Source organism: Nocardia jejuensis NBRC 103114 (genome assembly GCF_001613145.1).
GTDB lineage: Bacteria > Actinomycetota > Actinomycetes > Mycobacteriales > Mycobacteriaceae > Nocardia > Nocardia jejuensis.
This window is the reverse complement of sequence record NZ_BDBU01000054.1, coordinates 47,831-66,909: the sequence shown is the minus strand read 5'-3', so window position 1 is coordinate 66,909 and position 19,079 is coordinate 47,831. Positions and strand designations below refer to the sequence as shown.

Genomic DNA, 19,079 nt, shown 5'->3' with positions numbered 1-19,079 from the left:
GCGGGTGGTTTCCGCGGTCGTCCCGGTGGTGGCGGCGGCGGTCGTCCCGGTTCGGGTGGCGGTCGCGGCGGTGCCGCGGGTGCCTTCGGTCGTCCCGGTGGCGCGCCCCGCAAGGGTCGTAAGTCGAAGCGGGCGAAACGCGCCGAGTACGAGAGCATGCAGGCTCCCGCCGTCGGCGGCGTGCGGCTGCCTCGCGGCAACGGTGAGGTCATCCGCCTCGCTCGTGGCGCGTCGCTGTCCGACTTCGCCGAGAAGATCGGCGCCAACCCGGCCGCATTGGTCCAGGCGTTGTTCAACCTCGGCGAGATGGTCACCGCTACCCAGTCGGTGAACGAGGAGACCCTCGAGCTGCTCGGCGGCGAGATGAACTACGTCGTGAACGTGGTCTCCCCGGAGGACGAGGATCGCGAGCTCCTGGCCAACTTCGACCTCACCTACGGCGAGGACGAGGGCGACGAGGACGATCTGCAGTTCCGTCCGCCGGTCGTGACCGTCATGGGTCACGTCGACCACGGTAAGACCCGACTGCTGGACACCATCCGTAAGGCGAACGTCCGTGAGGGCGAAGCCGGCGGTATCACCCAGCACATCGGCGCCTACCAGGTGCTGACGCACGTCAACCAGCTCGATCGACTGATCACCTTCATCGATACCCCGGGTCACGAGGCGTTCACCGCCATGCGTGCTCGTGGTGCGAAGGCCACCGACATCGCGATCCTCGTGGTCGCGGCCGACGACGGCGTCATGCCGCAGACGGTGGAGGCCATCAACCACGCGCAGGCCGCTGACGTGCCGATCGTGGTGGCGATCAACAAGATCGACAAGGAAGGCGCGAATCCGCAGAAGATTCGCCAGCAGCTGACCGAATACGGTCTGGTCGCCGAGGAGTACGGCGGCGAGACCATGTTCGTCGACATCTCGGCCAAGCAGGGCACCAATATCGAGCAGCTGCTCGAGGCGGTCGTCCTCACCGCGGACGCCACTCTGGATCTGCGGGCGAACCCGGACATGGACGCGCAGGGTGTGGCCATCGAAGCCCACCTGGACCGCGGTCGTGGCCCGGTCGCCACCGTGCTGATCCAGCGCGGCACCCTGCGGGTCGGCGACTCGATCGTCGCCGGCGATGCCTACGGTCGCGTCCGCCGCATGGTGGACGAGCACGGCGACGACGTCGTGGCGGCACTGCCGTCGCGTCCGGTGCAGGTCATCGGTTTCACCTCGGTACCGGGTGCGGGCGACAACCTGCTCGTGGTCGAGGAAGACCGCATCGCTCGCCAGATCGCCGACCGCCGCAATGCGCGTAAGCGCAACGCGCTGGCCGCTCGTAGCCGCAAGCGGATCTCCCTGGAAGATCTGGATGCCGCTCTGAAGGAGACTTCGGAGCTGAACCTGATCCTCAAGGGCGACAACTCCGGTACCGTCGAGGCCCTCGAAGAGGCGCTGCTCGGTATCGACGTGGGCGACGAGGTGCGACTGCGCGTCATCGACCGCGGTGTCGGTGGCGTCACCGAGACCAACGTCAACCTGGCGTCGGCGTCCAACGCGATCATCATCGGCTTCAACGTCCGTGCCGAAGGCAAGGCGACCGAGCTGGCGAACCGCGAAGGCGTGGACATCCGCTACTACTCGGTCATCTACCAGGCGATCGACGAGATCGAGAAGGCCCTCAAGGGTCTGCTCAAGCCCATCTACGAAGAGGTCGCGCTGGGTCGGGCGGAAATCCGCCAGATCTTCCGCTCCTCCAAGGTCGGCAATATCGCCGGTTGCTGGGTGACCTCGGGTTCGGTCAAGCGCAACGCCAAGGCGCGCCTGATCCGCGACAACGTCGTGGTCGCCGAGACCGTGACCATCTCGTCCCTGCGTCGCGAGAAGGATGACGCGACCGAGGTCCGCGAGGGTTACGAATGCGGTTTGACGCTCACCTACAACGACATTCGTGAAGGTGACATCGTCGAGGCCTACGAGCTGCGCGAAAAGCCGCGCGACTGAGTTTCACGGGTACGACACCCGCCGGGTCCATGGTCCGCCCAGGACCCGGCGGGAACGTGAAACGCGGGAACGTGAAACGCGGGAACGTGAAATACAGTGCCGCACAGATGCTCCCGGTCTCCGCTCGGAGACCGGCAGCATCCGCTGCGACACGGCACCATCCCTATCCGGGTAACGGCCGCGCATTTTCCCGGGGCGCGTACATATGACTGAGAAGATGTTTTTCGGAGCGCTCGAGTTCGATCTGCTGCTCGGCGACGTGCATTCGCTGAAGGAGAAGCGCTCCGTGATTCGCCCGATCATCGCGGACCTCAAGAGGTTCGAGGTGAGTGTGACCGAGGGCGGGGAACACGACCGTTATCGGCGTTCACTGCTCGGTGTGGCCATGGTGAGCTACGGCATGAATCACCTCACCGAAGTGCTGGACAAGTGTGAACGGCACGTCGCGAACCGTCCGGAGTTAGAGTTGCTGGCGGTACGCCGCCGCGTCTTCGGACCCGAAGACTGAACTATCTAGTGAGGAGGGCACGGCCATGGTGGATCAAGCCAGGGCACGCCGACTCGCCAAGCGGATTTCCACGATCGTCGCTAGCGCGATCGAATACGAGGTCAAGGATCCGCGGCTGCGGTTCGTCACGATCACCGATACCAAGGTGACCGGCGACCTGCGCGAGGCGACCGTCTATTACACGGTCAGAGGCGAAACCATCGACGCCGAACCGGACTACGCGGAAGCGTCGGCCGGTCTGGAAAAGGCCAAGGGCATTCTCCGCTCCAAGGTCGGCGCGGGCACCGGGATCAAGTTCACTCCGATCCTGTCCTTCGCGCCCGACACCGTGCCGGATGCGGCACGGGAGATGGAAGTACTGCTCGCGCGGGCGCGCGCGGTGGACGAGCGAGTCGCGCAGGTGGCGGTCAATGCCACACATGCCGGCGACGCCGACCCGTACAAGGTCGACGAGGACGAAGAAGACTGAGCCGACCTCACGCCCGGGAGGAGATGCGCCGGTGAGTGAATCGTACGACCTGGCCGCTGCGGTAGCGGTACTCGATTCCGCGCGCTCGGTGACGGTGCTCTGCCATGTGCAGCCCGACGCCGACACTCTCGGGAGTGGCTTGGCTCTGGCTCAGGTGCTGAATCGGCGCGGGGTACCGGTGCGGGTGGCGTTCGCCGAGCCCGCCGCGGTACCCGTGTCGATGCGGTCGCTGCCGGGCCGGGAGTTCATCGTCGCGGCCAAGGATGTGCCACGGGAGGTGGACGTTCTGGTCGCGGTGGATTGCGGCAGCGCCGGACGGCTGGGCTCGCTTCGCGACCGGCTCGACGGGGCGCGGGTGAGCCTGGTGCTGGATCATCACAGCTCCAATACGAGATTCGGGGCGGTCAACGTCATCGACGAGACCGCCGAATCCACCGCGGGGTTGGTCGCCCGGGTGCTCGACGCCTGGGGCGAGCCCATCGATCGCGATATCGCGCATTGCCTCTACGCCGGATTGGTCACCGACACAGGGTCTTTCAAGTGGGCCAGACCCGGCTCGCACGCCCTGGCCGAACGGTTGCTCGCCACCGGCATCGACGGTCCCGCGATCACCCGGACCCTCATGGACACCCACCCTTTCGCCTGGCTTCCCATGCTCGCCCGAGTGCTGTCTTCGGCCCAGTTGGATCGTGAGGCGGCCGGGGGCGCGGGGCTGGTTTACGTCTTCGTCCGGCGTGCCGATACCGCCGACGTCCGCTCCGAGGAAGTCGAGAGCGTCATCGATCTGATCCGGACCAGCGCCGAAGCCCAGGTCGCGGCGGTGTTCAAGGAGACGCGGTCCACGTCCGAGAGCTGGACGGTGTCGCTGCGCTCGCATGACGGCGCGAACGGGGTGCCGGGGGTGGACGTGTCCAAGGTCGCGATGGCGCTCGGCGGGGGTGGACATCGTTATGCCGCAGGGTATTCCACGACGGGCACTCCGGAGTCGCTGGTCGCGGCGCTGCGCGCGGAACTCGGCTGAGCCGGGCTGTGTCCCGAGGGCTGTGACTATCTTCCGGCCGGTTGTCCCTCGACGAAGCTGCTGGTGAAGGGCCGCCGAATAGGGTCCGGCCCGGCCATTGCGAGGACTGATCGAGTAGTCGCAACGTTCACGGCGCGCCTTGTCGGCGCGCCGTTTCCGTCGTGAAGGTCAGGTCATCGGAGGGAAGGCTCGTAGTCCCCGGGGCCGTCCAGTTCAGTCACCGAGGCCGAAGATCGTTGTGCCCTTGGGGGATTCGACACGGTAGCCGAAGGTGATGGTGGTGCTCGCCTGAGGTTCGAGTTCGGTTTTCCAGGTGAGGATGCCGAGGTCGTCGCGGGTGACGGGCTGGGGTTTGGTGGGGATTTCCTTGACCGTGATGGCGGCGTCCCGGGAGACCGGCAGGCGGTCCAGGACCGTGATGGTGGCGGGGCGCGGCGTGTGATTGGACAGGGTGATCGTGTACTCCGCTTCGGTGCGCCGCGCGGAGCCGAGCGTGGCCTTGGACGCGTTGCGGCGGAGCAACTCTCGTTCCACTCGAATGCGGTCGTCCACGCCGAGAGCGAGCTCGCGTTCTTCGCCGGGAGCCCAAGATTCGAGGTGGGTCGCGCCGACGTATTCGGAGTCGTGGAACAGCGAGGCGCGGCCCGGCGGGAGGGTGTGGTCGGAGGTGTTGCGCGCGGTGGCGCGCAGGACGGCCTCGGGAGACCGGACGGGAGCGGTGATGTAGTCGAGCCGGACCTCCAGGTCCAGGGCGGTGATGACGGTGCGGTGGGAGGTGCCGTCGGAGGGGACGGCGATGGTGCGCTGTGGGGTGTATGTGGCTGCGGTGACGCCCTGTTCGATGGTGGCGGTGGATTCGCGGACCTGGGGAGGGGGCGCCGAGGGCGCCGCTCCGGCGGGCGCGGGAGAGCGGCTCATCCCAAAACTTGGCACGTCGTCGTCCGGTCCGAAGCCCTCCACCGATGGCATCGAAGACCTCGCGCGGCGCTTCGGTGCCGGTGGGGCCGCGCTGATGAACCACGGATCCAGCTCGGGGACATCGAGGGCCTGCGCGGGGCGGGCAGTCGAGAGCTGTAGCCGGCACTCCGGCCAGTCTTCGCCGGTATTCTGGCGGACCAGGCCGAACCAGCGCAGGGTGAGGCTGTCCTCGACCAGGCGCAGGTCGTAGCTGCTGCTCCAGCTCGCGCAGGGGACCACGTAGGTGAGTTCCAGATCCACCGTCACCGGCTCGGCCGCCTCCACCGTGATCACCGCGACCTGGACGTCGGCGCGATTCTTGCCGCGCAGATCGGAGAGTTTCCGCTCCAGGGACTGGTGTTCGCGAACGTGCCGCTGCCGCAGCTGTTCTCGTTCGCGGCGGGCCGCGTGGACGGTCGCGTACTGCGACTCGAGGCTCTCGGTGAAGGCGATGACACGCTCTTCGTCGGCCTTGGCGAGCCGTTCGGCGGACTGCCGGGCGAGCTGCTCGAGGAATTTCAGGCGCGCCTCGGCGCCGCGGTCGGCGTCGCCGAGTTCGGTCATGGCGGCGTCGAGGGCGCGCATCCGCTCGAGGAGTTCGGTGACCTGCTCGTCGGTGGCGGCGGGCTGGCGTTCGGTGATGACGTCCACGCCCAGCACCGTCACATCGCCCTGACCGGCCACCCGGATGGAGTCGCGCAGCAGGGTGGTGGGCAGGGGTGCGATCCGGACGCGCTGCTCGCCGGCGGGCAGGGTCGCTTTCCCGGATCGGGTGACCCGGGCTCGGTCGGGATAGACGGTGACGGCGGTGATGGCGGTGTCCAGAGACGTCATGGCACCAGCCTGCCTCGAGAGCGACGGCGGTGCCTGAGAACCGGCGGTGGATCGGCGGGCAGCCTGCCGGAATACCAGGGGCTGAGCGGAAAGGTGCTGGTGGACCCGGCTTGTCTCGGACGACCCGCCGCTGATAAGTCCTGGCACTGTGCGATTGTGGGCGAATGGGTAGTGGCGAGGGCGTCTCGGAGCATGGGCGGGGAGAGTTCGGCGCGGTCGATTCGGTCGATGCCGGGGTGACGGCCGGTCGGAGTGCCGGGCGCCGGCCGGGGGAGGCCGCCGGGACGGAGACGGTCGGCTGGGGTCGGGCGGAGCAGTCGGGGGACGTTGTGACGGCTGGTCCGCGGCGGATTCTGGGGATCGCGGTGCCGACGCTGGGGGTGCTGGTCGCGGAGCCGGTGTATCTGCTTTTCGATATGGCGGTGGTCGGGCGGCTCGGGGCCTTGGCCCTGGCGGGGCTGGCGGTGGGGGGATTGATTCTGGCGCAGGTCAGTTCGCAGTTGACCTTCCTGAGTTACGGGACCACCTCGCGGGCCTCGCGGCGACACGGGGCGGGGGACGAGCGGGGGGCGATCGGGGAAGGCGTGCAGGCGAGTTGGATCGCCGCGGGGGTGGGTGTGGCGATTGTCGGTGTGCTGCAGGTGTTCGCGGGTCCGGTGACCCGGGCCATCTCGGGCGGGGCCGATATCGCCGACGAGGCGCTGCCCTGGTTGCGGATCGCCTTGTTCGGCGTGCCGTTGATCCTGTTGTCGATGGCGGGGAACGGGTGGATGCGCGGCGTGCAGCAGACGCGCAGACCGCTGATGTATGTGGTTGCGGGGCTGGCGCTTTCGGCGGTGCTGTGTCCGGTGCTGGTGCACGGTCTGGTGGGAGCGCCCCGGCTCGAGCTGGCGGGGTCGGCGGTGGCGAACGTGGCGGGGCAGGCGGTGGCGGGCGTGCTGTTCGTGAGTGCACTGGTGCGGGCGAAGGCGCCGCTGCGCCCGCATATCGCGATCATGAAGGCGCAGTTGGTCCTGGGGCGGGATCTGATCGCGCGGAGTCTGGCGTTCCAGGCGTGCTTCGTCTCGGCCGCGGCGGTCGCCTCGCGATTCGGCGCCGCGTCGGTGGCGGCGCATCAGCTGGTGTTGCAGCTGTGGAACTTCTTGGCGCTCACCCTGGATTCGCTCGCGATCGCGGCGCAGACGCTGGTGGGTGCGGCGCTCGGGGCCGGGAACGCCAGGGGCGCACAGGGTCTCGCGCGACGGATCACCGCCTGGTCGACGGTGTTCTCGGTCGTGCTGGCGGCCCTGTTCGCGGCCGGGTACTCGGTGGTGCCGCGGCTGTTCACCGATGATCCGTCGGTACTGGACCGCGTGCACGTGGTGTGGTGGTTCTTCGTGGGCATCATTCCGGTCGCGGGCGTGGTGTTCGCACTGGACGGGGTGCTGCTGGGCGCGGGCGACGCGGCGTTCCTGCGCAATGCCACGCTGGGTTCGGCGCTGCTGGGCTTCCTGCCCGCGATCTGGTTGTCGCTGGCGAACGACTGGGGGATCGCGGGCATCTGGACCGGGCTGGTCGCGTTCATGGTGCTACGGCTGGCGGCGGTGTCCTGGCGCGCACTGTCGGGACGGTGGGCCAGGGTGGGCAGCGAAGTGCCCCAGGGCATGTCGTGAGAGCGGTGCTGTCGGCACGCGGGCGGCGCTGGCGGACTGCCTGCTCGGGAAATGTCAGCCACGGGTTCCGTTATTCAGCCGCCTGCTCGGCAAGGTTGGCCGCGACTTCGGCTTCCCAGTTCTCGTTGGCGTGGGTGGTGTCGACCTCGAATTCGAAGCGGGCGGTCATGTCCGGGGTGATGTCCGCGACGTCGACGTAGAACTGCTCGTACCAGCGGCGGTGCTGGTACACCGGGCCGTCCTCCTGGGTGAGCAGCGGATTGTCGATGCGCGTCTTGTGCTTCCAGATTTCCACGTCCTGCAGGAAGCCGACGCCGAAGCTCTTGGCGAAGGATCCGGCCAGCTTGTCGGATTTCTCCGGCGGCAGGCCCTTGATGCGCTGCACGCTCACGCCCCACTGCAGCATGAAGGAGTCGGTCGTGACCGGGTAGTGGCAGTTGATCAGCGCCACCTCCACGGTGTTGTCGCCGAAGTCGTTGTGCAGGTAGTTGATCATGTATGACGGCCCGAAATAGCTGGCTTCCGAACGCAGCAGCGACATCTCGGTCGAATAGTTGGATTTGGCGTGCACGTCCGGGCGGCCCTTGGAATGCAGGAACTGGGTCGCCACATGGCCTTCGAAGACGTTCTTGAAGAACACCGGGTACGCGAAGTGAATGTAGAAGAAGTGCGCCATATCGACGTTGTTGTCGATGATCTCGCGGCAGTGCGCGCCCTCGATGAGCAGCGAGTTCCAGCTCCAGTCGCTCCACTCGTCGGTCTCGATGCCCTCGATGTGCGGGATCGCGACCTCCGGCGGCGGCGGATTGCCCTCCGGGTCGTTCCAGACGAAGAACTGGCCGTTCTCCTCGCAGGTGATCCAGGACCGCGTCTTGGCCAGTGGCGGAACGCGTCTGGCATACGGGATCGAATCGCATTTGCCGTCTCCGCGCCAGCGCCAGTCGTGGAACGGGCAGGCGATGTTGTCGCCCTTGACGCTGCCGTAGCCCAGGTCCGCGCCCATGTGCCGGCAGTACCCGTCCAGGGCTTTGAGCTCGCCGTTGCTGTCGGCCCAGATCACCAGTTTGGTGCCGAAGACGTTGACCGAGTGCGGGTTTCCGTCTCGGAAGGTTTCCGCCAACCCGAGGCAGTGCCAGCCCCGCGCGTATCGCGTGATCGGTTCCCCGACATCGATGGTGCGAATCTGAGTCATTGTCGTCCTCCAGGTTGATTATCGGCGACATCCGAGACCGGGTGGAGCCCTGCGCCGAGGTTAAGCGGTATCGCTTAAATCGACAAGCGTTGGCGTCCGCTCTGTCTGATCAGCGTCGGCCCGGCCACCGACTGGCTACCGTTGCGAGGTGGAATTCTCCGGAGGATGGGACAGTCGGGCGACACTGGTGGACGGGCAGTGGGTGGAGCGCAGACCACGCCGCCCCGAGGTCGAGGCGCAGTTGCTACGGGAGACGGTGCTGATGCCGTGGCTGGCGACCAGAGTGCCGCTGGCGGTGCCGATCCCGGAGGTGGTGACCGCCTCGCCACTGGTGGTACGGCACCTGCTGGTGCCGGGTGAGCCGCTCGAGACCCCGGTCGCCGAGCAGGGCCGCTCGCTCGGTGAGTTTCTCCACGCACTGCACGCGTGCCCGGTCGCGAAGGCCGCCGGATTCGGATTTCCGGGAGCGGATCGAACCCTGCGCGCCCGCGCCGCGGATGACCGGCGGTTCCGCGCCGAGGTGATTCCGCTTGTCCCGCAGGCGTATCGGGCCCGGGCGCTGGCGGTGCTCGACGCGGTGCGGGAGTTCCCCGCCGACACCGTCGTGCACGGCGATATCGGTCCCGAGCACGTCCTGGCCGAGGGCGCGCGCGTCACCGGAGTCATCGACTTCGGGGACGTGCATCTCGGGGACGAGGCGATCGACCTGGCCTGGGCGCTGTTCGGGACGCCCGCCGCGTTCGCGGACGCGGTCGCGCAGGCCTACGGCGTCACCGACGCGGTCCGGGCCCGGGCGCAGGTGTGGCATCGGCTCGGACCGTGGCACCAGGTGCTCTACGGAGCGGACATCGGTGACCCGGTGGTGGCGAAGGAGGGCTTGGCGGGGGTGATCGAGCGGCTCAGCTAGGGCCGCTCGGGTCGCGGTGCCTGCGGACCACGACCCGCGCCGGGCGCACCGATCGCTCGGCGACGATCAGGCCGGGAGTGACGATCGACTCGACGGTGCGGTCGAGGTCCGGGTCTGCGGTCGTGACGATGTCGGCGGCCTCCATGGTCACCGCGTCGAAGGTGAGGTCGGCCGCGGGCTCGACCACACGTCCGCCGCGGCCGGTGAGCAACCGCTCGACCCGGATCGCGAAGGTGTCGAAAGCGGTGCGCTCGGTATCGGACCGCGCGGTGGATTCGAAGGCTCGGGCCTCGCCGTAGAGGGCGAAGAGTTCGACCACGAGCGGCACGTCCGCGCCCGCGCGCTCGCGCTGGGCACGGGCCTTGGCGTCGTCCGCGAGGCGTTCGATGGTCGCGGCCTGGCGGGCGATGACGCGGGCCAGATCATCCAGACGTTCGGTGATCTGCTCGGCCCCGGCGTCACCGCCGCGATCGCCGGTCGCTTCGGCTGGTTCGGTCATGCCCGAACCATAGTCCCGGCGGTGCGAATCGGCTGCTACGATCGCCGCCATGGGGGTCTACGGAATTGACCTGGGCACAACGAATTCGGCCATCGCGCGCATCGACGCCGACGGTCGACCCGAAGTCCTGATCGGTATGAACGGTGAGCCGACGGTGCCGTCGGTGGTGTTGTTCGCGTCCGCGCACGACCACGTCGTCGGCGAGGGTGCGCGGCGGCAGTCGCGGCTGGATCCGGAGCACGTGTGCTCCCTGGTCAAGCGGCGCATGGGTGATGCGGAATGGCGCTTCGCCGCGCACGGCCAGATGTGGTCCGCGCCGGCGGTGTCCTCGCTGATCTTGAAGAGCCTCGCGGCCGACGCCGAGTTCGGCGGCGGCGACACCGTGCAGCGCGTGGTGATCACCGTCCCCGCGTACTTCGGCGACGAGGAGCGGCGCGCGACCATCCAGTCGGGCACCTACGCGGGATTCGATGTGGCGGGTGTGCTGTCCGAGCCGATCGCCGCGGCGCTGAGCTACGGTTTCGGCCGGCTCGACGGCAGCGTCGACATCGGCAAGGGCGGAGCGCGCGAAACCGTGCTCGTGTACGACCTCGGCGGCGGCACCTTCGACGCCACGGTCATCGAGCTGTCCGATCGCCGGATCTCGGTGCTCGCGGTCGAGGGCGATCATCAACTGGGCGGGGCGGACTGGGACGAGCGGATCGCGCTGCATCTGTCGCAGCAGTTCTGCGCCGCGAACCCCGATGCCGAGGATCCGCTGGACGATTCGGCCGGATCGCAGATGCTGGTGCTGGCCGCCGAGCGCGCCAAGATGGAACTCACCGACGCCGCCTCCACCGAGGTCGTGATCGCGCACGACGGCGCTCGCGCGGTCATCACCCTGACCCGGGCCGAGCTGGAAACGATGACCGCCTCGCTCATGCGCCGCACCATCGACCTGACCAAGGCGGTCGTGGCGGCGGCCGGGCAGCGCGGCATCAACCATGTGGACCGACTGCTGCTGGTCGGCGGGTCCTCCCGGATGCCCATGGTGGCCGAGCAGTTGCAGAAGGAGCTCGGTCTCTTCGGCGAGCTGCGTGATCCGGACCTGTCGGTCGCGCGCGGCGCCGCGCTCTACGGCGAGAAGCTGGAGATGGAGCGGCTGGTCGCGGCCGATCTGGTGACTCGCGGCCGCCTGCGCGACGGTGCGGATCTGCAGGACGCGGACCCCCGGGAGCTCGAGCAGTCCCTCGCCCGGGTCGCGGCCTCGTTCGGTCAGCCGGTCGCCCTGGTGCGGCGCATGCTGGAGATCCAGGTGGACACCGTGGTGTCGCGCGGGTTCGGTGTGCTCGCCCTCGATACGTACAACGGCCTGGCCGCGAGCTGGCTGGTGCATCGCAATCAGACGCTGCCGATCAAGGTGCGCCGCTCCTACGGGACCGTGCGCGCGGATCAGGATCAGATCGAGCTGACCATCGTCGAGCAGCAGGGGCAGGCGGCCTCCACCCGGCCGGAGGATTCGAAGGTGTTGCTGGAGGGCCGGATTCGGGACATCCCGCCCGGTTATCCGGCCGGCAGTGAAGTGCGCGTCACCTTCGAGATGGGTTTCGACGGTGTGCTGCACGTGACCTGCTACCACGTGGAAGCCGACATCCCGCTGACGTTGACCGTGCAGACCGGCGCCACCCTCTCCCAGTCCGATGTGGCCCGCGAGCTGGATCAGCTGCAACGCACCCGACGCCGGTCCGCCTGACGCCCTACCGAACGAAAACCGATGCGCGCCTTCGATCCCAACGATTATCGCAAGCGAGTGCTGGCCGCCGTGGAACGCCGCGGCGGCATCGAGCACTCGGATGCGTTCGAGCTGTACGACATTCCGCTCGAGGAAGCCGCCGGCCTCGGTGACGCCGAGGTGGAGACCCGGATCGACGAGGTCTGGGGCTTCTGGCAGAAGCAGCGCGACCATCCCAAGTACCGGGTGCTGGCCGGGCTGCTGGTGGACGGGCACGACGAGCTGTCCGCGCCGTTGCGCGCGACGTCCTCGCGACGCGTGGAGGCCGAGCGAGTCACCCGGTTGCGGGACCGCCGTGACGCCGAACGCTACGAGATGATCGATACCGCCATCGACCGGCTGGTGCAGCGGTACGGCGGAATTCCGGCCGGGAAGATGCCCGGACTCGAGGACATCGGCAAGATGAGCGGTCTGTCCGAGGCCGAGATCGCGGCGCGGGTGCGCAGGCACCGCGTCATCGCGGACGAGCCGCAGGCGGCTCCCGCTCCGGTGTCCGGGGTGAGTCCGCAACGGCGGCAACAGATTCGCAAGCTGCTGGCGGAATACGAGCGGTTGCTGCCGGGCGATCCGGTGCCGACGCTGCTGGCGCTGCTGCGGCTGGACTTCACCAAGGCGCGCGAGACCGGCGAGATCCGGTTGCGCGCGGAGGCGCTGCGGGCGCGGACCCGTGAGCTGCCGCCGGGCCGGGTGCGGGTGGTGCTGGACGAATTGCTGGTGCACATCAGCGATCTGCTGGAATCGGGCGGCAGCACCGTCGATGACTATCTGACCGCGATCGCCGAGGACACCCGGGATGCCCTGCGCCCACAGGTGCGCGCGGCGGTGCTCGTCGAAGATCGGCTCGTGGCAGCGGATTTCGACTTCCTGCTGGGTGAGGCAATCGCGGCGGGATTGGATCGGGCGACCGCCGAGCGGGTGATCATCGAGCTGGCGGACGAGCTCGGCACGACCGTCGAGGGTCGTGAACACCGGGCGGGTCCGGTTGCGGCACAGGGGACTTCGGGTCCGGCGGGTCCGACCTCCGGCGCCTCGGCCGATACCCGCGGATCGACCTCAAGTGCCGCCACCGCGCAGCGCCCGCCGACGCGGCCGTGGGAGGCGCCGCTGAAGGCGGCGCGCGCCGCGCTGCGAGCGGGGCATCCGCGTGATGCCGCGCGGCATGTGGATCTCGCGCGCCGGAATCTGGGCGGGGACTCTCTGGGATCGACGTCGGTGCGACCGGTGGCCGAGGAAGTCGATCGGGTGCTGGCCGAGGCCGCGGTGCACTGGCGTGGCGCGACGGTCGGATGCGCCGGGAAGCGTTTCGTCGAGGCCATCGAGCATCTGGAGTTCCTGCAGCGCAAGGCATCCGACGTGCCGGATCCGGGGAACGGGCCGGGGCTCGAGCAGTTGATGGCCCGGGCGCGGGCGGCGCTGGCGGAGGCGGATCGGCAGTTCGCGGCGGCTCCGGCGGCTCCGGCCGCGGCCCGCATGCGCGCGCTGCTGGCCGTTTTCGACGTGTGCGCCGATCACGCGGGCACGGTCGCGGCGCTGGCCGAGTTGCCGGTGTCCGCGCCCGGACAGGTCAGCTCCGCGCGCAAACCCGATGGCACCGTGGTGATCACGTGGACGCCGTCGGTCACCGATCAGGTCGAGTACCGGGTCACCCGCTTGCAGCCCGACGGTTCCTGGCGGGTGGTGGGCCGCACGCGCGGCACCGCGCTCGAGGACGGCGGCGCGAGCACCGGGCCGGTGCCGGTGTACGGGGTGGTGGCCTCGGTATCGGGGCGCGCGTCGGACATGCGCCGCTCCGATGGGGACGCGAGGGCCGAGGTCAGCGCGCCGTCGGACGTCCCGGACCTCGGCGGAATGCCGACGGTCAGCGGACTGGTCGCGCGGGGTGGGCTGCTGACCTTCGTCTGGCCGTCCGGGATCACCGAGGTGATGCTGGTGGCCCGGGCCGATGCGCCGCCGACGGGCTCCGAGGACGCGCGGGCTCGTAAGTGGAAGGTGACCAACAGCCGGTATCAGATCGACGGTGGGGTGCGCGTGCCCGCGGATCTGGATCGGCCGTGTCATCTGGCGGTGGCCTCGTGCCGCCGCGAGGCGTCCGGAACGCTGGTGGTCGCGGCCGGGTTCGCGCCCGACGCGCGGATTCGCTGGGTCGGCTGAACCCGCCGGGCGGTCCGGGCTCGTGCCGGGCGTCATCTCGGCTGGATCCGCCGCGTGTGGTCCCGGTAACTCCCTGCGCGCGGCGGCCGTGCGCCCGCGTGGGAATCTGTTGAGTGCCGGTGTCGTTGCTGCGATGACTGGTCATGAGCAGAGAGGCGGATCCGGGTGATTCCGAAACTGATGGCGGTGAGCGACATTCATGTCGGGCATCAGGGCAACAAGCCGGTGGTCGAGGGCATCACGGCGGATTCCCCCGAGGACTGGCTGATCGTCGCCGGCGACGTCGGTGAGAAGACGGACGACATCCGGTGGGCGCTGCAGACGTTGCGCAGTCGGTTCGCCAAGGTCATCTGGGTGCCGGGCAACCACGAATTGTGGACCACCGCAAAGGATCCCGTGCAGATGCACGGAGCCGCGCGGTATGACTACCTGGTGTCCCTGTGCCGGGACGTGGACGTGATCACCCCCGAGGACCCGTTCCCGGTCTGGGAGGGCGCCGGTGCGCAGGAGTACGGCGGCGCGGTCACCCTGGCGCCGATGTTCCTGCTCTACGACTACTCGTGGATGCCCGAGGGCGCGGTCACCAAGGCGCAGGGGCTGAGCATCGCCCGCGAACGCAATGTCGTGGCCACCGATGAATTCCTGCTGTCGAGCGAGCCGTACCTGACCCGCGACGCCTGGTGTCACGCCCGGGTGCAGTACACCAAGCGTCGTCTCGACGCGCTGCCCACGGACACCCCGCTGGTGATGATCAACCACTTCCCACTGGTCCGCAAACCCACCGACATGCTCTGGTATCCGGAGTTCGCCCTCTGGTGCGGCACGGACCTCACCGCCGATTGGCACACCTCGTACAACGTGGCCTGCATGGTCTACGGGCACCTGCATATTCCGCGTACGACCTGGTACGACGGCGTCCGCTTCGAAGAGGTGTCGCTCGGATATCCCCGGGAATGGCAGCGGCGCGGTCTTCCGGAACAGTTGCTGCGGCAGATCCTGCCCACCCCGGACTACGGCGACACCCTCAACGAGTGGGGCGGGCACTTCAAGATCACGCCCGAAATGGCGGCCGCCGCCGTGCAGATGCGTGAGCAGGCGCAGAAGCGCAGGGGCTTGACCTGAGTCGGGGAGACGGATCTCGACGCGGGTAGCGCGAAGGGGGAACTGCTCGGCCGGGCGCGAAGTGGCGGCGGGTATGAGCGGAGGCCCTCGGCCGTAGCAGGGCGACCGCTCGCAAGAGCGACCGTGCCTCCCGCGGGTATCGGCGGATTCAGCGAGGCCACCCTATGTGAGTGTCGTATGCCCCGAATTCCTCGCCGCCCGTCAGGGATGTCGGATCTGCGCCACGGCCCGTGAGCTGGGATGATGGACTGATGCGTGCGGTGCTGAGTGAGCTGATCGGCCGGGTTCGGCAGGATCCGGTCGTGCTGGCGCGGGTCGTGGCCGTGACCGGGGCCGGGCCCCGGGAGGTCGGGGCGGCCATGGTCGTCACCGCGAGCGGCGAGGTGATCGGCTCGCTGTCGGGCGGGTGTGTCGAGGCGGCCGTGGTGGCGGCGGCGGCCGAGGTGGCGGCCACGGGGACGGCTGTGATCGAGCGGTACGGCATCGCGGATCCGGAGGGCATCGCGGTCGGGCTGACCTGTGGCGGCGAGATGGAGGTTTTCCTCGAGCGCGTGGGGGCCGAGCGGCTCGAGGATCTCGAGGCGCTGGCCCGCGATATCCGGCTCGGGCATTCGGTGGCGCTGGTGAGCACGCTGTCGGAAGCGTCGCACTGGGCAGTGGTTCGGCCGGGCGTCGATTCCCCGGCCGAGGTCAGCCGGGACGCCGGGGAGATGGCCCGAGCGGGTCGAACCGGCACGGTCGGGTCGGACGAGTGTGAACCCGCGTATCCGCCGCGGGCCTTCGTGCAGAGCTTCGGCCCTCCCGCGCGGATGATTCTCGCGGGGGCCAACGAATTCGTGCGGGCGCTGAGCCGGCTGGGCGCGCAGCTCGGCTATCGGGTGAGCGTGGTCGACGCCCGCGAAACCTTCACCACCGCAGCGCGATTCCCCGCCGCGCACGAGGTGGTCGTGGACTGGCCGCACCGATACCTGCGCGCCGAGCGCGAGGGCGGCCGGATCGACGCGCGGACCGTGGTGCTGGTGATGACGCACGACACCAAATTCGATGTGCCGATGCTGGCCGAGGCCCTGTCGATCGGGGAGATCGGGTTCGTGGGTGCGCTGGGGTCCCGGCGGACGCATACGGATCGAATGGCGCGGCTGAAGGCCGCGGGCGTGCAACCGGCTCTGCTGGGGCGACTGCGGAGTCCGGTCGGGCTCGATATCAACGCCGTGACGCCGGAGCAGACGGCGGTGTCGATCGCGGCGCAGATCATCGCCGAGACCGGGGGCGCGTCGGGGCGGCCGCTGCGGGAGACCGACGGGCCGATTCACCGCTGAGCGGAAGGTCCGGGCGGGACTGGGAAATTCGTGGTCGCGGGGGCGGCCGGTAGGCTCGTTCGGGCAAGTGGCGGTGCGATCAGGAGGCGGTCATCGAGGAGCGGGCAGTCGCGGCGGAGTCGGCGCGCATTATCGGGAGGATTCTCCCCAGCGGCGTGGCCGCGGCGGAACTGGTCGCGTATCCGGAGGATCTGAAGCCGCATCCGGGCGAGGAACATCTGATCTCGCGGGCGGTGGAGAAGCGGCGGCGGGACTTCATCGGGGCACGGCACTGTGCGCGGCAGGCGCTGGCGCAGCTGGGCGAACCGGCCGTTGCCATCGGTAAGGGCGGCACCGGTGAGCCGTTGTTCCCGCGTGGTGTCGTCGGCAGCCTCACGCACTGTGACGGATACCGGGCCGCGGCGCTCGCGCATCGGCTGCGATTCCGTTCCGTGGGTATCGACGCGGAACCGCACGGGCAACTGCCCGAGGGCGTGCTGGATTCGGTGAGCCTGCCCGCGGAGCGTCAGTGGCTCGGCGCCGTATTGCCGGGCACCGGACTGCATTTGGACCGACTGCTGTTCTGCGCCAAGGAGGCCACCTACAAGGCGTGGTTCCCGCTGACCGGCCGCTGGCTCGGATTCGAGGACGCGCACATCACGTTCACCGTGGACCAGGAGTCCGCGTCCGCTGGTGAAGGCACCTTCCACAGCGACCTGCTGATCCCCGGCCACACGACCGACGGCGGCGCGCCGCTGCGGTCCTTCGACGGCCGCTGGGTGATCACCGACGGGCTGATCCTGACCGCGATCGTGGAGGGCTGATGAGCGAGAAGCGCACACCGGTCGTCGATGCCCTGGGCGGGCTGCTGATCGTCGACAAGGACGGCGGCTGGACGAGTCACGATGTGGTCGCCAAGGGGCGAAGGTTGTTGCGTACCAAGAAGGTCGGTCACGCGGGCACCCTGGATCCGATGGCCACCGGCGTGCTGGTGCTCGGCGTGGAGCGCGCCACGAAGCTGCTCGGGCAGCTGATTCTCACGACCAAGGCGTACACGGCGACCATTCGGCTGGGGCAGTCCACGATCACCGACGACGCCGAGGGCGAGACCACCGCGACGACTGCGGCCGGGCATCTCACCGATGCCGACATCGCCACTGCCATAGCCGAATTGACCGGCGACATCCAGCAGGTTCCGGCCACCGTCAGCGCGATCAAGGTGAACGGCGAGCGGGCCTACGCGCGCGCTCGCGCCGGGGAGGATGTGCAGCTGGCGGCGCGCCCGGTGACCGTCAGTCGCTTCGATGTGCTGGCCCGGCGTGATGTCGACACCGGCGCAACGCAATTCGTGGATCTGGATGTCGAGGTGGAGTGCACCTCGGGTACCTACATTCGCGCGCTGGCCCGCGATCTGGGGGCGAAGCTCGCGGTGGGCGGGCATCTCACCGCACTACGCCGGACCCGGGTGGGCCCCTTCACTCTGGAGCATGCCCGGACCCTCGATCAGCTCGCGGTGGCGGCCGAGGCGGGGGAGGCGCTGCTGAGCCTCGATATCGACGAGGCCGTGCGCACGGCGTTCCCGTTGCGCGAGGTCACCGACACCCAGGCCGAGGATCTGCGGAACGGTCGCTGGCTCGAACCGATCGGGCTTCCCGGCGTCTACGCGGCCGTCGACCCCGCGGGCAATGCCATCGCGCTGGTTCAGGAGAGCGGCAAGCGCGCCGCCTCGGTCATGGTCGTCCGTCCAGCCGGACTCTGAAACTTTTCACCTCCGCCGCCTAGAGTGCGAGGGTGGAATTGCGGCAATTGCGGTACTTCGTGGCCGTGGCGGAAGAATTGCACTTTCGCCGGGCGGCGGAGCGGCTGTTCATCTCGACGCCGACGCTGAGTCAGCAGATTCGGGCGGTCGAGCGGGAAGTGGGTGGGCCGCTGTTGATCCGGGGGAATCACGGGGTCGAGTTGACCGCCGCCGGAGAGGTGCTGCTGACGGCGGCGCGCGGCGTGCTCACCGCCGCGGAGTCCGCGATGCGCGAGACGCGGGCGGTCGCGCAACCCGAGACGGCCGTGTTCCGGCTGGGAGTCGTGAACGGTGCGCCCACCTGGTTGCCGGCGCGGATCGACGCGATGCTGCGGGCCCGGCAGCCGGGCGCCCGGGTCGTGCTGACCGGCGGGCCGAGTGCGGATCAGGTGCGGCTGCTGGATCGCGAGGAGGTGGATCTCGCGGTACTGCGCATGCCGGTGCGGCTGCCCGAACACCTGCGGCACACCGCGATTGCCGAGGAGCAACTCGGCGTCGTCATGTCGCGCACCCATGCGCTGGCGGAGTTCGACGCGATCGAACCGGCGCACCTGCGCGGTCGTGAATTGATCATGTTCGCCCGTGATTCCGCACCCGAACTGCATGATTCGCTGCTCGCGCAGCTGCGTGACCGAGGCGCGACGGTCGCCCTGAGCGACAGCGCGATGAGCCACGCGCAACTGCTCGCACTGCTGCCCATACGGCCGGAAGCGGTGGGGCTGGGATCCATTCGCACCGCCGAGGTGCCGGGACTCGTCTGGCGGCCGCTGCTGCCCCGTCCGCTCGTGGTCACCTACATCGCCGCATGGCGCGCGGCGGCGCGGAACCCGCTGCTGCACAGCGTCACCGACGCCCTGGCCGGTGGGTTCCGGCTCACGCCGTAGTGCGTCGTGCTGTGCCGTGACCCGGTA

At 69.0% G+C, this 19,079-nt stretch carries 16 protein-coding genes; 13 read left to right on the top strand and 3 right to left on the bottom strand.

The annotated features are described in order from the left end of the window. The 4 genes from infB to NJ1_RS33450 all read left to right on the top strand — a co-directional run. The coding region (infB, locus tag NJ1_RS33465) for a translation initiation factor IF-2 (RefSeq protein ID WP_084479121.1) at positions 1–1,989 on the top strand (1,989 nt) is incomplete at its 5' end. Positions 1,990–2,206: 217 nt separating this feature from the next. Further along, complete coding sequence (locus tag NJ1_RS33460) at positions 2,207–2,497, top strand: DUF503 domain-containing protein (protein ID WP_067702873.1); 291 nt, start codon at positions 2,207–2,209, stop codon at positions 2,495–2,497. Between the two features lie 25 nt (positions 2,498–2,522). After that, the gene (gene rbfA, locus NJ1_RS33455; RefSeq protein WP_067702828.1) at positions 2,523–2,966 is read left to right on the top strand and encodes a 30S ribosome-binding factor RbfA; all 444 of its coding nucleotides are present in this window, start codon (positions 2,523–2,525) and stop codon (positions 2,964–2,966) included. Positions 2,967–2,997: 31 nt separating this feature from the next. Continuing rightward, the gene (locus tag NJ1_RS33450; RefSeq protein ID WP_067702825.1) at positions 2,998–3,987 is read left to right on the top strand and encodes a DHH family phosphoesterase; all 990 of its coding nucleotides are present in this window, start codon (positions 2,998–3,000) and stop codon (positions 3,985–3,987) included. 213 nt (positions 3,988–4,200) lie between these two features. Here the strand turns inward: NJ1_RS33450 and NJ1_RS33445 are convergent, their stop codons facing one another. Next, entirely contained in the window at positions 4,201–5,778 is a 1,578-nt protein-coding gene (locus NJ1_RS33445; RefSeq protein ID WP_067702822.1) for a mucoidy inhibitor MuiA family protein, read from the bottom strand. Between the two features lie 164 nt (positions 5,779–5,942). Between NJ1_RS33445 and NJ1_RS33440 the strand changes: the two genes are divergently transcribed. After that, on the top strand, positions 5,943–7,430 hold the full coding sequence (locus tag NJ1_RS33440; RefSeq protein ID WP_084479116.1) for an MATE family efflux transporter: 1,488 nt from the start codon (positions 5,943–5,945) through the stop codon (positions 7,428–7,430). Between the two features lie 70 nt (positions 7,431–7,500). On the opposite strand, the gene NJ1_RS33435 is transcribed toward NJ1_RS33440, so the two are convergent. Further along, positions 7,501–8,622 (bottom strand): 3-ketosteroid-9-alpha-monooxygenase, oxygenase component, encoded by a 1,122-nt coding sequence (locus NJ1_RS33435; RefSeq protein ID WP_067702819.1) that lies wholly within the window; start codon positions 8,620–8,622, stop codon positions 7,501–7,503. Between the two features lie 148 nt (positions 8,623–8,770). Between NJ1_RS33435 and NJ1_RS33430 the strand changes: the two genes are divergently transcribed. Beyond that, positions 8,771–9,529 (top strand): phosphotransferase, encoded by a 759-nt coding sequence (locus tag NJ1_RS33430; protein WP_067702816.1) that lies wholly within the window; start codon positions 8,771–8,773, stop codon positions 9,527–9,529. On the opposite strand, the gene NJ1_RS33425 is transcribed toward NJ1_RS33430, so the two are convergent. Next, positions 9,522–10,028, bottom strand: a complete 507-nt coding sequence (locus NJ1_RS33425; RefSeq protein WP_067702867.1) for a hypothetical protein — start codon at positions 10,026–10,028, stop codon at positions 9,522–9,524. The two genes, NJ1_RS33430 and NJ1_RS33425, sit on opposite strands and share 8 nt — an antisense overlap. 49 nt (positions 10,029–10,077) lie before the next feature. On the opposite strand from NJ1_RS33425, the gene NJ1_RS33420 reads away from it, so the two are divergent. The 7 genes from NJ1_RS33420 (at position 10,078) to NJ1_RS33390 (ending at position 19,052) form a co-directional block, all read left to right on the top strand. After that, a complete protein-coding gene (locus NJ1_RS33420; protein WP_067702813.1) occupies positions 10,078–11,760 on the top strand; it encodes an Hsp70 family protein in 1,683 nt (560 codons plus the stop codon). A 21-nt stretch (positions 11,761–11,781) separates the two neighbouring features. Continuing rightward, positions 11,782–13,950, top strand: a complete 2,169-nt coding sequence (locus NJ1_RS33415; protein ID WP_067702810.1) for a SaeA-related protein — start codon at positions 11,782–11,784, stop codon at positions 13,948–13,950. A gap of 180 nt (positions 13,951–14,130) precedes the next feature. Beyond that, positions 14,131–15,072 (top strand): metallophosphoesterase family protein, encoded by a 942-nt coding sequence (locus tag NJ1_RS33410; protein WP_067702863.1) that lies wholly within the window; start codon positions 14,131–14,133, stop codon positions 15,070–15,072. A gap of 251 nt (positions 15,073–15,323) precedes the next feature. Beyond that, a complete protein-coding gene (locus NJ1_RS33405; RefSeq protein WP_067702859.1) occupies positions 15,324–16,391 on the top strand; it encodes an XdhC family protein in 1,068 nt (355 codons plus the stop codon). A 128-nt stretch (positions 16,392–16,519) separates the two neighbouring features. Further along, positions 16,520–17,194 carry a 4'-phosphopantetheinyl transferase Npt gene (gene npt / locus NJ1_RS33400; RefSeq protein ID WP_067702808.1) on the top strand — a complete coding sequence of 225 codons (675 nt, stop codon included), beginning with the start codon at positions 16,520–16,522 and terminating at the stop codon, positions 17,192–17,194. Beyond that, positions 17,194–18,129 (top strand): tRNA pseudouridine(55) synthase TruB, encoded by a 936-nt coding sequence (truB, locus tag NJ1_RS33395; RefSeq protein ID WP_067702803.1) that lies wholly within the window; start codon positions 17,194–17,196, stop codon positions 18,127–18,129. The genes npt and truB overlap by 1 nt, the downstream gene beginning before the upstream one ends. A 32-nt stretch (positions 18,130–18,161) precedes the next feature. Next, a complete protein-coding gene (locus tag NJ1_RS33390; protein ID WP_067702800.1) occupies positions 18,162–19,052 on the top strand; it encodes a LysR family transcriptional regulator in 891 nt (296 codons plus the stop codon). Positions 19,053–19,079 lie beyond the last annotated feature (27 nt).